Here is a 16,897-nt window from a genome sequence, read left to right as displayed (position 1 = left end):
AGCACGGAATGATCACGTGAAGGTCGCTGGGATTACCTCACTGTGCGAAATCCGCAGTTGCCGCTGGTGGAGCCGGGGGTGTTGGCCGAGCGGGCGGCGACACGGTAGCGGTGGCAGTAGGAGTCGTGGCACAGGTAGGAGCCTCCTCTGATCACGCGTCTATCCCCTGTGGAGGGGCCACGGGGACCGGACACGGGAGCGGCGGAGTAGTAAGTCGCGGAAAACCAGTCAGCGCACCATTCCCAGACGTTCCCCGACATCTCGTGGAGCCCGAATTCGTTGGCGGGATAGGAGCGCACAGGGGCGGTCGCCAGCCACCCGTCCTCGCCGGTGTTGTCATGCGGGAAGAGGCCCTGCCAGATGTTGCACATCCACCGGCCGCCAGGCGCCGGCTCGGCGCCCCACGGGAAGCGCTGCCCGTTCAGGCCGCCGCGGGCGGCGTACTCCCATTCCGCCTCTGTGGGCAACCGCCTGCCCGCCCACGCGCAGTACGCCATGGCGTCGTGCCAGGACACGTGGACGACCGGATGGTCGGGCTCGGCCTGTGACAGCGGCCCGAACGGGTGCCGCCAGTCGGCGCCGCGGACGGTCACCCACCACGGGACGGCGGGATCGAAGCCGAGCACGTCGCTCCGGGACGCGGCGAGGGCCAGGCGGAAGACGGCCGAGTTGCCTGCCCGCTCGGCGTCGGTGCGATATCCGGTCTCGCGGACGAACGCGTCGAACATGGCCACGGTGACCGCGGTGGCGTCCATGCGAAAGGGCGACAGCCGTACCTCGTGCACCGGCGTTTCCCCGTCGGCGGGATAGCCCTCGTCGAAGGGGTCACCCATGAAGAAGCTCCCGCCGGGAATCGGCACGTCGCCGTGGATGACAGGGCGGGCTGCCGGGGCGATCGGGGGCGGGGGTTGCGGCGTGTGCCCGGTTACGGGAGCGCAACAGGGCATTGACGGCTTCATGTCATCAGTATATGACTCTTCTCACATAGGTGCATTTGCACATAGGAGTCCGATGAGATTCGATTTCGTGCTGCTAGCGCTACTGGGGATGCGCCCCCTCAGCGGCTACGACCTGCGCAAATGGGTGGAGGTCGAGGGGCAGTTCGTGCGCTCACGCGTCCACCACAGCCAGATCTACCGGCTGCTGAGCCGGATGGTGGCCGACGGCTGGGTGGAGTTCGAGGTTGATCCGCGCGAGGGCAGGCCGGATGCCAAGGTGTACCGGCTCACTCCGCTGGGGCACGAGAAGCTGCTGGAGTGGGTGCGCTCGCCGTACGAGCCGACCAGCCGTTTCCAGGACGCCGACTTCCTGGCCAGGTTCGGCTTCACTGTGGCGTTCGACCGGCAGGCCGCGCTCCGGATGCTCCGGACGGAGCTGGACTACCGGCGGGCCTTGATCGCGCGCAGCCGCGACAGGAACCGGACGTTGCGTTTCGAGGATCCCCTGCCTGAGCTGGACCAGGTGCTGGCGCACGAGGTGTTCGACCGGATGCACGACTACGGCGCGGCCGCGGTGGACCGGTGGGTGGCGTGGCTGGAGGAGACGAAGACGTGGCTGGAGGGCCAATGAGAGCGATCATGGTGATGTTCGACAGCCTGAACAGGCACATGTTGCCGCCCTATGGGGGTGACTGGACGCACGCGCCGAACTTCGCGAGGCTCGCCGAGCGCGCCGCGACGTTCGACAACTGCTACGCCGGGTCGATGCCCTGCATGCCGGCACGCCGGGAGTTGCACACCGGCCGGTACAACTTCCTGCATCGAAGCTGGGGTCCGCTGGAGCCGTTCGACGACTCCATGCCGGAGTTGCTCAGGCACAACGGTGTCTACACCCATCTGGTCAGCGACCACTACCACTACTGGGAGGACGGCGGAGCCACCTACCACGGCCGCTACAGCAGTTGGGAGTTCTTCCGCGGCCAGGAGGGCGACCCGTGGAAGGGCCACGTGGCCGATGTGGAGATGCCCGAGGACCTCAAGCGCATGCGCCGCGAGGGCTACCGCCAGGACTGGATCAACCGGCAGTACATGGACACCGAGGAGCGCCACTCCCAGACGCTCACCTTCGACGCCGGCCTGGAGTTCGTCCGCACCAACCACGAGCAGGACCGCTGGTTCCTGCAGATCGAGACCTTCGACCCGCACGAGCCGTTTTTCAGCCACCAGAAGTACAAGGACCTCTACCCGCACGACTACGACGGCCCGCACTTCGACTGGCCCGACTACAAGCGGGTGACGGAAACGCCCGAGCAGGTACGGCACGCGCGCTTCGAGTACGCCGCGCTGCTGTCGATGTGCGACCGGTCCCTGGGCCGGGTGCTGGACCTCATGGACGAGCTGAACCTGTGGGACGACACCATGCTCATCGTCAACACCGACCACGGCTTCCTGCTCGGCGAGAAGGGCTGGTGGGCCAAGTGGGTCCAGCCCTGGTACAACGAGCTGGTCCGCCTGCCACTCTTCGCCTGGGATCCCCGGGTGAAGATCTCCGGTGAGCGCCGCGAGGCCCTCGTGCAGACCATCGACCTGGCGCCCACACTGCTCGACTTCTTCGGCGTGGACTGTCCCGGCGACATGCAGGGGGCGCCACTGCCGGTCGCCGACGACCGGCCCGTACGTGAGGGCGGCCTGTTCGGCGCGCACGGCGGCCACGTCAACGTCACCGACGGCCGCCATGTCTACATGCGTGCTTCGGCCGCACCGGACAACAGCCCGTTGCACGAGCACACGCTCATGCCCACGCACATGCGTGGCCGCTTCTCTCCGAGCGAGCTGGCCGAGATCGAGCTGGCCGAGCCGTTCGCCTTCACCAAGGGGGTACGCACGGTCCGCGTGCGCGGCCGTGCCTTCATCAACCCCTACAACTTCGGGACTCTCCTGTTCGATCTGAAGGCCGATCCCGAACAGCTCACGCCGATCGTCGATGACGAGGTGGAGCTGCGCATGGCTGGCCTGCTGGTCAAGCTGATGCGGGCCAACGACGCGCCGCCCAGCCAATTCGAGCGCCTGGGCCTGCCCGTCACCGGCGAGGTGACCCGCGAGCACCTGCTGGCGCGCGCCCAGCGCGAGCAGGCGCTCCGGGCGGCCGAAGCGCTGCCGGCGCTGGACGACCTGCCCCCGAGCAGGCTGTCGGTGCACATCCCGGTCAAGACGTTGCTCGCCGACCCCAAGGCGGTGGAGGTGCTCGGCAGGCACCTGCCGGGCATCGCCGACTCCGAGTTGCTCCAGCTCGTCGGCGGCCTGCCGCTGCTCGATCTGGCGGCCACGGCCGCGGGTCTGATCCCGCCCGCGGCGCTCCGTTCGATCGCCGAGGAGCTGGCCAAGCTCTGAGGCGACAGGGCCGGTGGCGGGGCGGCATCCCCGCCACCGGCTGAACGCACCTTCCCCTCCCCTCAACGAAAGAGGTGGCGCGATGTCCCAGACTATCGAGGACGCGCCCGTCATAATCCGCGGACGCTGGCGGCAACTGTCGCTGCTCGGCGGCACGATGCTCGTCGACAACGCCGAATCCAGCCTGGTCGGCGGCCTGTTCCCGGTCATCAGGCAGGCATTGGGGCTCTCACTGGGCGCTCTGGGCATCCTCACCGCGGCCGGCAAGATCGTCGGGGTGTTCACCGGCCCACTCTGGGTGTGGCTGGCCCGGCGCTGGTCGCGTAAGGGTGTGCTGGCGGTCGCGGCCGGTCTGTGGGGCGTCTGGGGCGTCGCCGCCGGCTTCTCCCAGAACTTCACCCAGCTGCTGATCTTCTTCACCATCCTGGCCGCCGGCTACGCGGGAGCTCACCCCATCGTCACCGAGGTCATCGCCGATCTGTTCGACGAGTCCTCCCGTGGCCGGGCCGTCGGCCTGCTGTACGGCGTCCTCGCCCTGACCTCCTCGATCCTCGCCCCCATCAAGGGGCAGCTGGCCAACGTCGACGACGGCTGGCGCTGGGGCCTGTGGGGCATCGGCGCCTTCAACATCCTGCTCGGCCTGGCCATCTGGATCTGGTTCCGAGACCCGGGCAGCGGCGCCTCCGAACGACAGCTGGCCGGTCTCGAACCACCGGCGCGTACGGCTGACGCCAAGCTGACCTGGGGCCGCACGCTGTCACTGCTGCGCATCCCCAGCTTCCTGATCCTTCTCGGCTCCCGCCTGCTGTCAGGGCACCTGCTGGCCGCGACGTTCGCCGTGGTCTTCCTGGTCGACGTCTACGGCTTCACCACCGCCGTGGCCTCGGTCGTGCTCCTGCCGTACGGCATGGGCTACTTCCTCGGCAACCTCGCCGGAGGCTTCCTGTCCGACTGGGCGGTACGGCGCAGCCCCCGCCACGGCCTGGTCGCCGTCCTCCAGGCCGCACAGATCGCCTTCGCCATCGCCGCATTCCTCGGCACCCAGATCGACTACGGCTCCATCCTGCTCTTCGGCCTCTTCTTCGCGCTCATGGGCGCCGCCCAGGGCGTGAACCCCGGCATCAACCGGCCCATGATCATGGCCATCACCCTGCCCGAGCTGCGCGGCGCCGCCTTCGCCATCTACCTGAACATCTTCGAGGCCATCGCCTGGGCCCTGTTCAGCCTCGGCGCCGGTTTCCTCGGCGACGCCTTCGGCCTCAAGTCCGTCCTCCTGTGGGTGTTGGTGTTCCTCATGCTGGTCAACGGCGCCTTCCTCACCCTGCTCTACCGTCCCTACGCGCGCGATGTGGAACGTGTCCAGCGAGAGCTCGACGCGCGCCGCGACAAGGCGGTGCAGGGACAATGATCTTCAAGTCCATCTCGGTAGTCCTGCTCGTCCTGGGCCTGACCACAGCTCCGGCGCAAGCCGCGAGCACCGTCGAAGCACACTACAAAGCCCCAGGTCCATGGGCGGTCACCACCGACCAGGTCGGCACCACCTACCGGCTCTACCATCCGTCCGCCCTCGGCGCGGGCGGCTTCAAGCACCCCATCATCACCTGGGGCAACGGCACCAACACCACACCCGACGACTTCCCCGGCGTACTGAACCAGCTCGCCTCGTGGGGCTTCGCCGTCATCGCCAGCACCGACACCACGACCGGGTCCGGCACGGAGATGCTCGCCGCCGCCGAGTACCTGATCGCCGAGAATTCCAATCCCGCCAGCCCGTTTCACGGCAACCTCGACGTGAGCAGGGTGGGCGCGATCGGGTCCTCACAGGGCGCCATGGGCGCGGTCAACACCGCGACCAGCTCCGGCGGCCTGATCAGGTCGGTCGTCGCCGTCTCCCTGCCCGCCCCCTGGGCGGCCGCGACGATCGGTGAGATGCATGTCGACCAGCTGGCCTGCCCCGTATTCTTCGCCAGCGGCGCTCAGGATCTCCTGGTGTCTCCGTACCAGGCCGTCCGCGACTACTACGACGCCGTCCCTGGGCCGGCCGCCATGGCCATCCGCAAGAACGCCGGGCACACCATGATCAAGGGCGCGGGCAGCGCCCCTCTGGGATACGTGACCGCCTGGCTCATGTACACCCTCCAGGACGACCCCTACGCACGGACCGCCTTCGTCGGCGCCCCACCTGAGATCGCCACGAACACCGATTGGGAAAGGAGCGCCGAGAAGAACCTCCCCTGATCGGGTGGCCGCGGGGCAAGCGCTGAAGACCCAGAGCAGCTCAGCCGCTTCTGCGCCTACGGCCTGGACCACCGCCTTCCCGATGTCCTGCGCCGGTGGCCGGCGTACGCCCTCGACCAGCGCGGTGTCGATCCCCGATAAATCACTCCGGTCGTCAACGCCGTACGACTCGCGCGCCGCCACTTTCGCGGACGGCGTTCTGTCCTTTCCTCCTGGCTGGTACGCGACACCCGTGGGTGAGGCCCGTCCGGCGGCCTTCGTGGCCGGGGATCGCAGGGGGCTGCGCGGTGTGGACGTCGCGACCGGCGCGGATCTGTGGCATTTCCTCGTTCCCGACGGCTGCAAGGCGACCAGGACGACCGCCCGCGCCAGCGCCGCGCTGCTCGTCCTCACCTGCGGCGCGACCGCTCACGTGCTGCGACTGGACGCGCTCACCGGTGCCACGCGCTGGAGCGTGTCCTTCCCCGCCGCGCCGCCGCCGTTCGTCCATTTCGCCGGCGACGCGGTCGCGGTCCGTCAGGATCATGCGATCACGGTGCTCGGCTCCCGGGGCGAGACGGTCTCCAGGCGGACCGGCTGCTGGCCCGATTGCACGGTCGTCGGCAGAGGGGGCGAACTGTACGCCTCCTATCGCAGCGGCGACGCGAACACGCTGGTCGAGGTGGGCGGCCCCGCCTGGCCCAAACCCGCGTACACGTGGCTGCTCAACGCCGGCCCCTATCTCGTGGGCTCCAGGACGCGCGAGCCCGGAAGCCTTCGGATGATCGACGTCATCGCCCCGGACACCGGCCGGTCCCGCTCGTACACGCTTTCCGTGCCCGGTCAGATCGTGGGTGCGGCGGGCGGACGGCTGTACACCTGGACCCGGTTGCACGGGGTCGGGCAGACCGCGCGTGTCCGGTTCACCGCGTTCCGGCGCGTCCGCGCGCCGGCGGGGTCCTCGCCGCTGTCCGGCGTCGATCCGCACCGCTGGCCGGACGCCTGCGCGTTGCCGCCGGGTCCCGCCTTCACCGCCACCTCGGCGCAGAGCACGCTGGGGGACCTTTCGATGCCGCGCCCTGTGGCGTGCACGTACAAGAGGGCGGACGGGACCACGCTGTCCGCGCGGGTCGTGTGGGTGGCTCCGAGTGTCGAGGAGGCCGACGAACTCCTGCGGACGCTGGCGGGGGCCGACGCGCTGGTCGGCGTGCCCGGTATCGGGGATCGGGCGGCGGAGACGTCCGGTCTGGTCGTGTTCAGGGTCGGCACCGCCGTCGTGCGCGTCACGTCGGACCACACCGCCGTGCGTGGACGCCTCACCGAGCTCGCCGGGGCCATGGCCGCCCGTCTGCGCGTTCCCGTCGCCGCTCAGGCTGTCCCCCGTGTTCCGGCCGAAGGCAGCGGGCCGGTCACGCTCGTCCGGCTACCGGGGACGCAGGTCACGGTGGAGCGGGACGTGCTGCCCGCGTACGTGACGAAACGGGACGCCTATGTCGGCGGCGAGCGGGTGGGCGGCAAGGTGGACCTGCTCTCGCCGGACCTCGCGCACACGGCCACCGGGACGGAACAGTGGCCCGGGGCCGGCCATCGCGACCACGTGACGATCACCGATGTCGCCACCGGGGACACGCACGTCGTTCCCACGGTCGCCGCCCCCAGGGGCACGTTGCGCCTGGTCTGGTCGCCGGACGGGCGACGGTTGCTCATGACCGCCTCCAAGGACAACGACTCACTTGACGGGTTCGTCATCGTCGACATGGCGACGATGCGTGCCCGTTTCACCCCTGTCAGGCATCCCGACCGCTACACCGGCCGTTTCGTATGGGGAGACGCCCGGGGCACGAGGGTGGCCGTCCAGAACAGACCGGAGGAGGACGAGCAACCGGCCCTGGACGTCACCTTGTTCACCCTCGACGGCAAGGTCTCAAGGAAACTGCGACACGTCGGGCAGCTCTTCGGCGGCGTGAACTGGCTGTCACCGTCGGGAAACCGGTTCATGACCCACTGTCCGTCGCGCACGGACCAGACATGCGTCTGGGAAGGCGCCGGCGGAGCACTGCTCGCCCGGATCGCGATCGCCCCCAAAGACGTGATCTCCTGGTGGGACGAGGACCGGCTGCTCGGCTGGCGCGATCAGAACGCATACCAGCGGGCGGCCGTCCCCATCGACTTCCACAACGAGACGGGGCCGCAGGTCGCGGCGGCGCCCACCGGCTACTCGGTCGAGAACCTCCGGCTCTTCTTCAACCGCCCCTGATCTGGCCATCGGCGGTTCTCTGTCAGGGAGCCAGATCCGAGATCGGCCGTGGGGGGCTGGTCGATCAGAGCAAGCAGCTCCGTGACGGCGAAACGTCGGTGTGGGGGTGCCGTTTCATCCGTTGTGTGCGCTTTGTGGTGACGGTCTTCGCGGGTGGGGCGATGAGTTTCGTCGGTGGGGGTGGTCAGTATGGGGGTGACGAGGACTGCTGATGAGACCGAGAGCCGCCAGGCCGGCCGTGACGACGCCAGGCCCGAATCCGATAGAGGTGTCGTGTCCAGCCCACAGCTTGAATCATCCACCGCGGGCGTGACCGCCGGATCGCGCCGTACGCCCGCCGTGATCCGGTTGCTGGTGCTGGCGACGTTCGTGGTCGTGCTCAACGAGACGATCATGATCAACGCGATCCCGCGGCTGATGGACGCCATGCACATCACCGAGCAGACCGCGCAGTGGCTCTCCACGGCCTTCATGCTGACCATGGCCGCGGTCATCCCGATCACCGGCTGGTTCCTGCAGCGGGTCACCACCCGGACGGCGTACACCACCGCCATGGGGCTGTTCCTGCTCGGCACGGCGCTGGCGGCCGTCGCGCCGGTGTTCGGGGTGCTGCTGGGGGCCCGGATCGTCCAGGCGTCCGGCACGGCCGTGATGATGCCGCTGCTGATGACCACGCTGATGCAGGTCGTGCCCGAGAAGGACCGGGGGCGGGTGATGGGCAACGTCACCCTGGCGATCTCCGTCGCCCCGGCCATGGGCCCGGCGATCTCCGGCGTGATCCTGCACTTCGGGTCGTGGCGGCTGCTGTTCGCGGTGGTGCTGCCGATCGCGGGGCTGATCACGTGGAGCGGGCTGAGGCAGCTCAGGAACACCGGCGAGCCCGAGGTCAGCACGATCGACTGGTTCAGCGTGGCGACGGCGGCGGCCGGCTTCGGGAGCCTGGTCTACGGGCTGAGCCGGTTCGAGGGCGGGGACGCGCGCGTCGCCGCCGCGATCACGGCAGCCGGGCTGGTCACCATCGGCGTCTTCGTCGTCCGGCAGCTCGTGCTGCAGAGGCGCGGCACGCCGCTGCTGGACCTGCGCACGCTGCTCCACCGCACGTACACGGTCGCGCTCGTCCTGATGTCGGTGGCGTTCATGGCGATGCTCGGCTCGATGATCCTGCTGCCTCTCTACCTGCAGAACGTACGGGCGCTCAGCCCGCTGGAGACCGGGCTCCTGGTGATGCCGGGCGGCCTGGCGATGGGCCTGCTCGGCCCGGTCGTCGGCCGGCTGTTCGACAACCACGGCGGCCGGGTGCTGGTCGTCCCCGGTGCGATCGGGATCATGCTCGCGCTGACCGGGTTCACCCAGGTCACGATGACGATGCCCTACTGGCAGCTCCTCGGCCTGCACGCGCTGCTCATGGTGAGCCTGGCGGCGACGTTCACCCCGGTCTTCACGCTCGGCCTCGGGGCGATCCCGCCGCACCTGTACTCGCACGGCAGCTCGATCCTGAGCACGCTCCAGCAGGTCGCCGCGGCGATCGGCACCGCGCTCGTGATCACCGTGATGAGCGCGCGGGCCGACACCCTGCGGGCCGAGGGCGCCACGCAGGCGCTCGCCGGTCTCGGCGGCATGCGGCTCGCGTTCGTCGTGGGCGCGGTCCTGTCGGTGGCGGTGGTGGTCACCGCGCTGCTCCTGCCCTCGCGGGCCGAGCGCGCCGTCGAGCACTAGGAGCCGGTGGCGCCCAGGTAGGTGAGGACGGCCCGCACCCGGCGGTTGGTGTCGTCGTCGGCGGCGAGGCCGAGCTTGGCGAAGATCGTGGTCGTGTACTTGCTGATGGCGCCCTCGCTGAGGAACAGCCGGGCCGCGATCGCCGTGTTGGACAGGCCCTCGGCCATCAGTTCGAGCACCGAACGCTCGCGTTCGGTGAGGGTGGCGAGGGGGTCGGCGTGCGCGGGGCGGCCGAGCAGCTTCGCCACCACCGTCGGGTCGAGCGCGGTGCCGCCGCCGGCGACGCGGGCGAGCGCGTCCATGAACTCGCCGGCGTCGAGCACGCGGTCCTTGAGCTGGTAGCCGACGCCGCCCTGGCCGTCGGCCAGGAGCTCGCGGGCGTAGAGCTGCTCCACGTGCTGGGAGAGGATCAGCACGGGCAGGCCGGGCACCTCGCGGCGGGCGGCGAGCGCGGCCTGGAGCCCCTCGTCGGAGAACGTCGGCGGCAGCCGTACGTCCACGATGGCCACGTCGGGACGGGTGCCGACCAGCGCTTCGAGCGTGGCGGGGCCGGAGTCGACGGCCGCGACCACGGTGTGCCCGTACGCCTGGACGAGACGGACGAGCCCGTCGCGGAGCAGGAAGAGATCCTCGGCTATGACAACGCGCACGGTACCGCCACTGAGACGCGGGTGGGTCCCCCGAGGGGGCTGTCGATCTCCAGAAGGCCGCCGAAGGCCGCCATCCGGCGTTTGATGCCGTCCAGCCCGGAGCCGGAGGACGCGCTCGCCCCGCCGGAGCCGTCGTCGGCGACGGCCGCGGTGAGGGTCCGCGTCTGCGGCTCGTAGGCGAGCTCGACGGTCACGTGGGTGGCTCGGGCGTGTTTGGCCACGTTCGCCAGCAGCTCGGCGACGGCGAAGTAGACCGCGGACTCCACTGGACGCTCGGGCCGCGCGGGCACGGAACTGCGTACGTCCACCTCGACGGGCGCGTCGAGCGCCAGGGCCCGTACGGCGTCGACCAGGCCGCGCTCGGTGAGCACCGGCGGGTTGATGCCGCGGACCAGCGACCGCAGCTCGGCCAGCGCCGCGACCGACGAGGCGCGGGCGTCGGCCAGGATCTCCCGGGCGGCGGCGGGGTCGGTCTCCAGGAGGTGTTCGGCGGCCTGCATGGACATGCCCATGCCGACCAGCCGCGCCTGAGCCCCGTCGTGCAGGCCGCGCTCGATGCGTTCGAGCTCGGCGGCCTGGGTCTGGGTCAGGTCGGCGCGGATGGCCTCCAGCTCCTCCACCCGGCGGCCGAGCCGCGAGTGCGGGATCGGGCCGAGGAAGCGGCGGCCTAGGGGGCCGAGGATCCGCCACGCGAACGGCGCCGCGGCCAGGCCCGCGACGATCAGGGCGAGGCCGTGGCCGAGGAAGCCCGGCGTGAGCGTCAGGTGGAGGCCACCGGCGATCCCGATCAGCGGCAGGGCCGCGACCGGCAGCACGGTCACCCCGGCGAGCAGGCACCACAACCCGTCCCAGTGCAGCTGGGGGTCGTGGAAGCGGGCGTTGATCCGGGCGCGGCGGCGGGCCTCGCGTTCGGACTTGTGGTACTCCTCGCCGTCCCACCAGTGGCCGGTGGCCATGCGGGTGACGGGCGAGGGGGCGCGGTAGGCGACCTCGACGCGCAGGTCGAGCCAGCGCGCGGCGAGCCGGCGGGCGACCTGGCTGAGGGGGCGGCTGGTCAGCGGGTGCACGCACCACAGGGCGACGGCGATCCACAGGATCACCGCCAGCGTCTCCCCCAGGAGCGCCAGGGCCACGACGAACGGGGGGCCGGTGAGGTTCGCCGACCAGGAGTAGGCCAGCTTGGAGCCGCCGTAGCCGACGGCGACGCCGACGATCGGCATCAGGCAGGTGAGCAGGACCAGGACGGCGGAGCGGCAGAGTCCGAGCACGATCTCGGCGCCCCAGCGCAGGGGTCCGGCCCTCATGGGCGACCGCACCTGCCTGCTTCCCTCAGCACGGCGCCAATTGTGCCAGGCTGCCCTGTTTCGAGATGTTCCGGTACCCCCTCGATCGTCCTGATCGGGGTCCGCGCGGCGCGGCAGGAGGGAGGTCACGTCTGTCTTCTCCGGTTCCCGGGCGGTTCCGCCCGACCTCCGAGAACGTACGATCGGGCGCCGGTCGCCCGGTATCCCGCTACGCCCCCGTACGAAGGGGGTCCAGCCCCACCGAGGCCGCAGGCGGGCCACCGGCGACGGCGACGGCGGCGCGGACGAACGCGGCCACGGCCGGCGAGCGGGAACCCTGCGGCCACCCCACGGCGAGCTCCGACGGCGACAGGTCGGCGACCTCCCGATAGGCGAGGGCCGGCCGGGGATGCCGCCGCGCCACCGAGACCGGGACGAACCAGATGGCGCTGCCCAGCTCCACCAGGTTGCAGACCTGGGCCAGGTCCAGGCCGGTGCGCGGCGGCCGGCGGCCCGGGGGCGGTTCGGCGCCGTCCCACTCGGCCAGGGTGCCGTCGGGCAGCGGCCGGCCGGCCAGGTCGGCCATGGACAGGCGGGGCCGGGCGGCCAGCGGGTCGGCGGCCGACAGCGCGACCAGGCGGGGCTCGGTCAGCAGGACCTCGGTGTCGAGGTTCCGGTCGTCGAAGGGGGTGACCAGCAGCGCGACGTCGGCCCGGCCGTCGCGCAGGGCCGGCGCCTGCTCGTTGCGCCCGCCCAGCAGCAGCTCGACCGGGAGCGCGGCCTCCTCTTCGCGGTAGGCGGCGAGGATCCGGGGCAGCAGCCCTGCGTCGTAGTCGGCCTTGAGCGCCACCCGGAGCCCCCGCTCGGGACGGGCCGCGTGCCGGGCCCGGCGGGCCGCCGCGGTGACCGTGTCGAGGGCGGTCCTGGCGTCGCGCAGGAAGACCTCGCCCGGCGGGGTGAGCGTGACCTGCCGCGTGGTGCGCTCCAGCAGGCGCACGCCCAGCCGGCGTTCCAGCTCGCGGATCGCCCGGGAGAGCGGGGGCTGCGCCATGCCCAGCCGCGCGGCGGCCCGCCCGAAGTGCAGTTCCTCGGCCACGGCCACGAAGTAGCGGAGCTCGCGGACCTCCAGGTCATTCATATCCGCAGGGTATCAATGGTGATCGGATCGGTCCTTCAGGTTCGCCGCCGTGCTCGGTTGACTGGTCGTGCCCCCCAGTACGACACCGTCGATTTCCCCTGGAGTTCTCCGTGATCGTCATCACCACGCCCACCGGCCGGATCGGCCGGCAGGTTCTCGACCTCGTCCTGGCCGCGGACGAGCCGGTCCGCGTCGTCGTACGGGACCCCGCCCGGCTTCCCGCGTCCGTGCGCGAGCGGGTGGAGGTCGTGCCGGGGTCGCACGGCGAGGCCCGCGTCGTCGAGGAGGCGTTCGCCGGCGCCGACGCCGTGTTCTGGGTCGTTCCGCCGAACCCGCGGGCCGCCGGCCTCGACGCCGCCTACCTCGGCTTCACCCGGCCGGCGTGCGAGGCGTTCGTGAGCCGCGGAGTCGGCCGGGTGGTCGGGGTCTCGGCCCTGGGCCGCGGCCTGCCCCTGAACGCCGGTCTCGTGACGGGCTCGCTGGCCATGGACGACCTGATCGCGGGCACGGGCGTGCACTACCGGGCCCTGACGCTGCCTTCGTTCATGGACAACCTGCTCGACCAGGCGGCGGTGATCAGGGACCAGGGCGTGTTCTTCTCCCCGGTGCACGGCGACCTCAAGGCCCCCGCCTGCGCCACCCGCGACATCGCGGCGGTGGCCGCCGGACTGCTGCTCGACCGCGCCTGGACGGGACGGGCCGACGTCCCCGTGCTCGGTCCGGAGGATCTGTCGGTCGAGGACATGGCGCGGATCATGTCCGAGGTGCTGGGACGGCCGGTCCAATCGCGGCGCGTGCCGATGGAGGCGTTCAGGGCCATGATGGTCGAGCAGGGCTGGTCTGAGGCGATGGCCCAGGGGATGGCCGACATGATGGAGGCCAAGAACCGGGGCCTGGACAACGCCGAGCCACGTACCTCCGACGCCACCACGCCCACCGGTTTCCGTCAGTGGTGCGAGGAGGAGCTCAGGCCGGCCGTCCTGGGCTGAGCGTCCCCTTGTAGGCGGCACCGGCGCGGCGTAGCGTGACTCATGACCGGATTTCATATCTAGTCATGAGGTGCAGCGAATGGTGGCCAGGGCGGACCGGATCCTCGACGCCGCGAACGAACTGCTGCTGCGTCACGGGTACCGGAAGGTCACCGTCGAAGACATCGCGAACCGTGCCGGGGTGGGCAAGGGCACCGTCTACCTGCACTGGCGGACCAAGAACGAGCTGTTCGAGGCGCTGCTGCTCCGAGAGTCCATCGAGGTGGTGGAGGAGTTCGCGGCGATGCTGCGGCGCGACCCCGCCCAGGTGCTGCCGCACCGCTTCTCGCGGGCGGCCTTCGTCTCCATGAGCCGCAGGCCGCTGCTCCGGGCACTGTTCACCACCGACATCGAGCTGCTGGGCAAACTGGTCAAGCACCCGCTGCGCAGCCACGAGCTCCTCGCGGCCGAACGGTTCCAGCGGGTGGCCGACCGGCACGGCCTGCTCAGGGCCGACATGCCGCATCCCCGGTACACGCTGGGCGCCGCGTCCGCGGGCTTCTACCTGATCGACGGAATCGACGCCATCGGGTCGGAGCTGAGCGTCGAGGAGCAGGCGGACGCGCTCGCCTTCACCGTGCGCCACGCCTTCGAGCCCGCCGTGGAGCCGTCCGCCGAGGTGCTGGAGGCGGCGGCGGCGGAGTACGTCGCGATTCTGGAGGAGCTGATCCCGCCCTACCGCAAGTGGATCTACGACTAAGGAGAGGCGATGTCCGACATCGTCGAACGGTACAACATCTCCAAACAGCACTTCTGGTTGCACGGGCCCCGATCGGGCCCGTCCGTCGAGTACGACGCCGCCGCCGGGATGTACAACGTCCACGGCTACCAGGAAGTGCACCACGTTCTCGGCGACCCCACCACGTTCTCCTCCGACACCATGCGACTGGTCCCCAAGGGACTGCTGCCGCAGGGGGAGGAACTGTCGCTGGAGGGGTTCATCACCCAGATCGACCCGCCGGAGCACGGCAAACTACGCAAGCTGGTCAGCAGCGCGTTCACCCGCAAGGTCGTCGCCGACCTCGAACCGCGGATCGCCGCGCTCACCCACGAACTGCTCGACGCGGCCGAGGGCCGCGACCGCCTGGAGCTGGTGACCGACCTGGCCTACCCGCTCCCCGTCATCGTCATCGCCGAGCTGCTGGGGGTGCCGAGCAGCGACCGGGCCCTGTTCAGGAAGTGGGCCGACGGACTGTTCCAGCGCGACGCCAAGGTCTCGCTCGCCGAGCCCACGGAGGAGCAGAGCGCGCAGGTGGCGACCACGCTCCAGCCGTGGCGGGAGATGACGCAGTACCTCGCCGGGCACTCGGCGGAGCGCCGGGCCCGGCCACGCGCCGACCTGCTCACCAAGCTGGTCGAGGCCGAGGTGGACGGCGAACGCCTGCCCGACGACCAGGTCGTCAACTTCGCGATGGTCCTGCTGCTCGCCGGGCACATCACCACGACGATGCTGCTCGGCAACACGGTGGTCTGCCTGGACGCCTTCCCCGACCAGCAGGACAAGGTACGGGCCGACCGCTCCACGGTGCCGGCCGTGATCGAGGAGTCGCTGCGGCTCTTCACCCCGTTCGCCGCGCTGGGCCGGTCGACCACCCGCGAGGTCGAGCTGGGCGGGGTGACGATACCGGCCGACAAGATGGTCATGCTCTGGCTCGGATCGGCCAACCGGGACCCCAGGCAGTTCCCCGACCCCGACGTCTTCGACGCCGACCGCGATCCCAACCCGCATCTCGCCTTCGGCCGCGGCATCCACTTCTGCCTGGGCGCTCCCCTGGCCCGGCTGGAGGGGCGGGTGGCGCTGAACATCCTGCTCGACCGGGTCGGCGTCCTGCGCACCGACCCCGACGACCCGGCGGTCTTCATGCCCACGCCGACCATGACGGGGGTGAACCGGCTTCCCCTCGTGCGGTGACCCTGCGGCTGCGGTCGCTCCGGCGGGAGGGACGTTACGGAGGACGTGAGGGATCTTCTGCGGGAAAGCACCCAGCCCGGGTGATCGGCGCCACAGCGCCGGGCGGCCGGTTCCCGTCCTCGGCAAGGGCGGACCCAGGACGCGGCAAAGTGCCGCGCGTTGCCGTGGGCGTCCTGCTCTGTGGGGGCCAAGGTGGCTTGTTCACCTTCGTCGCATCACAAGAGGGGACGATCCTGGCTATGGGCGGCAAGCAGCGGAACCTGGAGCTGAGCGTGCCGCAGATCGTGGGAAGCGCCTTGGCCGCGGTCACCGCCGCTGTCGCGGCCTCGTACCTCGGCACGGCGGGGACGGTGATCGGCGCGGCGATGATGAGCGTGGCCAGCACCGTCATCGCCGACGTCTACACGCACTACCTCAAGCGCACCGGCGACAAGGTGAAGCAACGGACGGTGGTCGCCTTGCGCGGCCACCCGGCCCCGCCCGGCGCGCCCGGCGGGCCCAACGCGATGGGGGCAACCGGCGCTTCGGCGGCGATCGCGACGGGGGCCGTCGGGGCGAGGGCCGTCGGGGCGAGGGCCGTCGGGGCTAAGGGGGGCAGGAGGCCGCGGTGGGCCAGGGTCTGTGGGGCGGCGGCCCTGGTGTTCACCGTCAGCATGGGCAGCATCGTGATCTACGAGCTCATCGCGGACCGCACGGTGGCCGACCAGGTGGCCGGACGGACTCCGGGCGAGGCCGGCAGGGCGCCGGGCAGGAAGGACCGCCGGGACGGGCGGCCGGTCAGCGAGCCGCGGCACGAACGTCCCGCCACCCGGCCGCCGAGCCCGACGCCGTCACCCGGGCCGTCCACGGGCCCGTCCGGGACGCCCACGCCGTCCGCGCCGGCCACGGTCACGCCTACGCCCACGCCCGGTGGTACGGGCTCGGCCGCACCGTCCCCCGCGCCCACGCCCGACGTCACCCCCTCGGACCCCGGCCCCACCACCCTCCCCTCGCCGACCGGCCCCGACCCGACCGACGCCCCCGACCAGAGCTTCCGCGACCTCCTCTTCCGCTGACCGCCGCCGACGGAGGCATGGACGTCCGGGGGTCAGGCCTTGGTGGTCAGGAAGGTGGTGTGGGCGGGGTCGGGGGTCAGGTGGTCGTCCAGGAGGCAGGCGGCCTGGGTGGCCAGCTTCTCGGGGGTGACGGGGAGCACCATGCGCACGTCCGGCTCGGTGGCGGCGACCTCCAGGCCGAGGTGGGTGAGCCAGATGGGCTGCCGGAGCGTGCCGTCCTCCTCGATCACCTCGTTGACGTGCGGCGCGTCAGGCAGTCGATCCCAAGTGGCTTCCAAGTAGGCGCTCCTAGCCTTTGTCGTGACTTGAGCG

Annotated in this window: 15 protein-coding genes; 10 read left to right on the top strand and 5 right to left on the bottom strand. The window is 70.9% G+C overall.

Annotated features, from left to right (window positions below):
- Window positions 1–32: 32 nt before the first annotated feature.
- On the bottom strand, window positions 33–947 hold the full coding sequence (locus ACIHAD_RS35950; protein WP_397359188.1) for a formylglycine-generating enzyme family protein: 915 nt from the start codon (window positions 945–947) through the stop codon (window positions 33–35).
- A gap of 64 nt (window positions 948–1,011) precedes the next feature.
- Between ACIHAD_RS35950 and ACIHAD_RS35945 the strand changes: the two genes are divergently transcribed.
- The 6 genes from ACIHAD_RS35945 to ACIHAD_RS35920 all read left to right on the top strand — a co-directional run bounded on the left by ACIHAD_RS35945 (window position 1,012) and on the right by ACIHAD_RS35920 (window position 9,519).
- Window positions 1,012–1,569, top strand: coding sequence for a PadR family transcriptional regulator (locus ACIHAD_RS35945; RefSeq protein ID WP_397359174.1), 558 nt, complete (start codon window positions 1,012–1,014; stop codon window positions 1,567–1,569).
- Window positions 1,566–3,329, top strand: coding sequence for a sulfatase-like hydrolase/transferase (locus ACIHAD_RS35940; protein ID WP_397359173.1), 1,764 nt, complete (start codon window positions 1,566–1,568; stop codon window positions 3,327–3,329). Before ACIHAD_RS35945 ends, ACIHAD_RS35940 begins: the two co-directional genes overlap by 4 nt.
- An 82-nt stretch (window positions 3,330–3,411) precedes the next feature.
- Window positions 3,412–4,737, top strand: a complete 1,326-nt coding sequence (locus ACIHAD_RS35935) for an MFS transporter (RefSeq protein WP_397359172.1) — start codon at window positions 3,412–3,414, stop codon at window positions 4,735–4,737.
- Window positions 4,734–5,567: an alpha/beta hydrolase family protein gene (locus ACIHAD_RS35930; RefSeq protein ID WP_397359171.1), complete on the top strand. Its 834-nt coding sequence runs from the start codon at window positions 4,734–4,736 to the stop codon at window positions 5,565–5,567. The genes ACIHAD_RS35935 and ACIHAD_RS35930 overlap by 4 nt, the downstream gene beginning before the upstream one ends.
- Before the next feature lie 232 nt (window positions 5,568–5,799).
- Window positions 5,800–7,803, top strand: coding sequence for a hypothetical protein (locus ACIHAD_RS35925; RefSeq protein WP_397359170.1), 2,004 nt, complete (start codon window positions 5,800–5,802; stop codon window positions 7,801–7,803).
- Between the two features lie 309 nt (window positions 7,804–8,112).
- Window positions 8,113–9,519, top strand: a complete 1,407-nt coding sequence (locus ACIHAD_RS35920; protein WP_397359169.1) for an MDR family MFS transporter — start codon at window positions 8,113–8,115, stop codon at window positions 9,517–9,519.
- Here ACIHAD_RS35920 and ACIHAD_RS35915 read toward each other — a convergent pair.
- The 3 genes from ACIHAD_RS35915 to ACIHAD_RS35905 all read right to left on the bottom strand — a co-directional run bounded on the left by ACIHAD_RS35915 (window position 9,516) and on the right by ACIHAD_RS35905 (window position 12,590).
- A complete protein-coding gene (locus ACIHAD_RS35915; protein WP_397359168.1) occupies window positions 9,516–10,169 on the bottom strand; it encodes a LuxR C-terminal-related transcriptional regulator in 654 nt (217 codons plus the stop codon). The two genes, ACIHAD_RS35920 and ACIHAD_RS35915, sit on opposite strands and share 4 nt — an antisense overlap.
- Window positions 10,154–11,473 carry a sensor histidine kinase gene (locus ACIHAD_RS35910; RefSeq protein ID WP_397359167.1) on the bottom strand — a complete coding sequence of 440 codons (1,320 nt, stop codon included), beginning with the start codon at window positions 11,471–11,473 and terminating at the stop codon, window positions 10,154–10,156. Before ACIHAD_RS35910 ends, ACIHAD_RS35915 begins: the two co-directional genes overlap by 16 nt.
- A gap of 208 nt (window positions 11,474–11,681) precedes the next feature.
- On the bottom strand, window positions 11,682–12,590 hold the full coding sequence (locus ACIHAD_RS35905; protein ID WP_397359166.1) for a LysR family transcriptional regulator: 909 nt from the start codon (window positions 12,588–12,590) through the stop codon (window positions 11,682–11,684).
- 110 nt (window positions 12,591–12,700) lie between these two features.
- Between ACIHAD_RS35905 and ACIHAD_RS35900 the strand changes: the two genes are divergently transcribed.
- The 4 genes from ACIHAD_RS35900 to ACIHAD_RS35885 all read left to right on the top strand — a co-directional run bounded on the left by ACIHAD_RS35900 (window position 12,701) and on the right by ACIHAD_RS35885 (window position 16,585).
- Window positions 12,701–13,579, top strand: coding sequence for an NAD(P)H-binding protein (locus ACIHAD_RS35900; RefSeq protein ID WP_397359165.1), 879 nt, complete (start codon window positions 12,701–12,703; stop codon window positions 13,577–13,579).
- 79 nt (window positions 13,580–13,658) lie between these two features.
- Window positions 13,659–14,318 (top strand): TetR/AcrR family transcriptional regulator, encoded by a 660-nt coding sequence (locus ACIHAD_RS35895; protein ID WP_397359164.1) that lies wholly within the window; start codon window positions 13,659–13,661, stop codon window positions 14,316–14,318.
- Between the two features lie 9 nt (window positions 14,319–14,327).
- A complete protein-coding gene (locus ACIHAD_RS35890) occupies window positions 14,328–15,530 on the top strand; it encodes a cytochrome P450 (RefSeq protein ID WP_397359163.1) in 1,203 nt (400 codons plus the stop codon).
- A 239-nt stretch (window positions 15,531–15,769) separates the two neighbouring features.
- Complete coding sequence (locus ACIHAD_RS35885; RefSeq protein WP_397359162.1) at window positions 15,770–16,585, top strand: hypothetical protein; 816 nt, start codon at window positions 15,770–15,772, stop codon at window positions 16,583–16,585.
- A 32-nt stretch (window positions 16,586–16,617) separates the two neighbouring features.
- On the opposite strand, the gene ACIHAD_RS35880 is transcribed toward ACIHAD_RS35885, so the two are convergent.
- Window positions 16,618–16,863 carry a hypothetical protein gene (locus ACIHAD_RS35880; protein WP_397359161.1) on the bottom strand — a complete coding sequence of 82 codons (246 nt, stop codon included), beginning with the start codon at window positions 16,861–16,863 and terminating at the stop codon, window positions 16,618–16,620.
- Window positions 16,864–16,897 lie beyond the last annotated feature (34 nt).

Origin of the sequence: Nonomuraea sp. NPDC052265, from assembly GCF_044547985.1 — a bacterium.
Taxonomy (GTDB): domain Bacteria; phylum Actinomycetota; class Actinomycetes; order Streptosporangiales; family Streptosporangiaceae; genus Nonomuraea.
The sequence above is the reverse complement of the archived record's forward strand: the minus strand, read 5'-3'. Positions and strand labels throughout refer to the sequence as shown.

Coding starts and splice junctions, on each gene's coding strand:
- ACIHAD_RS35940 (WP_397359173.1), top strand. CDS start 1,566: ATGAGAGCGATCATGGTGATGTTCGACAGCCTGAACAGGCACATGTTG.
- ACIHAD_RS35930 (WP_397359171.1), top strand. CDS start 4,734: ATGATCTTCAAGTCCATCTCGGTAGTCCTGCTCGTCCTGGGCCTGACC.
- ACIHAD_RS35890 (WP_397359163.1), top strand. CDS start 14,328: ATGTCCGACATCGTCGAACGGTACAACATCTCCAAACAGCACTTCTGG.
- ACIHAD_RS35905 (WP_397359166.1), bottom strand. CDS start 12,590: ATGAATGACCTGGAGGTCCGCGAGCTCCGCTACTTCGTGGCCGTGGCC.
- ACIHAD_RS35945 (WP_397359174.1), top strand. CDS start 1,012: ATGAGATTCGATTTCGTGCTGCTAGCGCTACTGGGGATGCGCCCCCTC.
- ACIHAD_RS35885 (WP_397359162.1), top strand. CDS start 15,770: ATGGGCGGCAAGCAGCGGAACCTGGAGCTGAGCGTGCCGCAGATCGTG.
- ACIHAD_RS35935 (WP_397359172.1), top strand. CDS start 3,412: ATGTCCCAGACTATCGAGGACGCGCCCGTCATAATCCGCGGACGCTGG.
- ACIHAD_RS35950 (WP_397359188.1), bottom strand. CDS start 947: ATGCCCTGTTGCGCTCCCGTAACCGGGCACACGCCGCAACCCCCGCCC.
- ACIHAD_RS35895 (WP_397359164.1), top strand. CDS start 13,659: ATGGTGGCCAGGGCGGACCGGATCCTCGACGCCGCGAACGAACTGCTG.
- ACIHAD_RS35910 (WP_397359167.1), bottom strand. CDS start 11,473: ATGAGGGCCGGACCCCTGCGCTGGGGCGCCGAGATCGTGCTCGGACTC.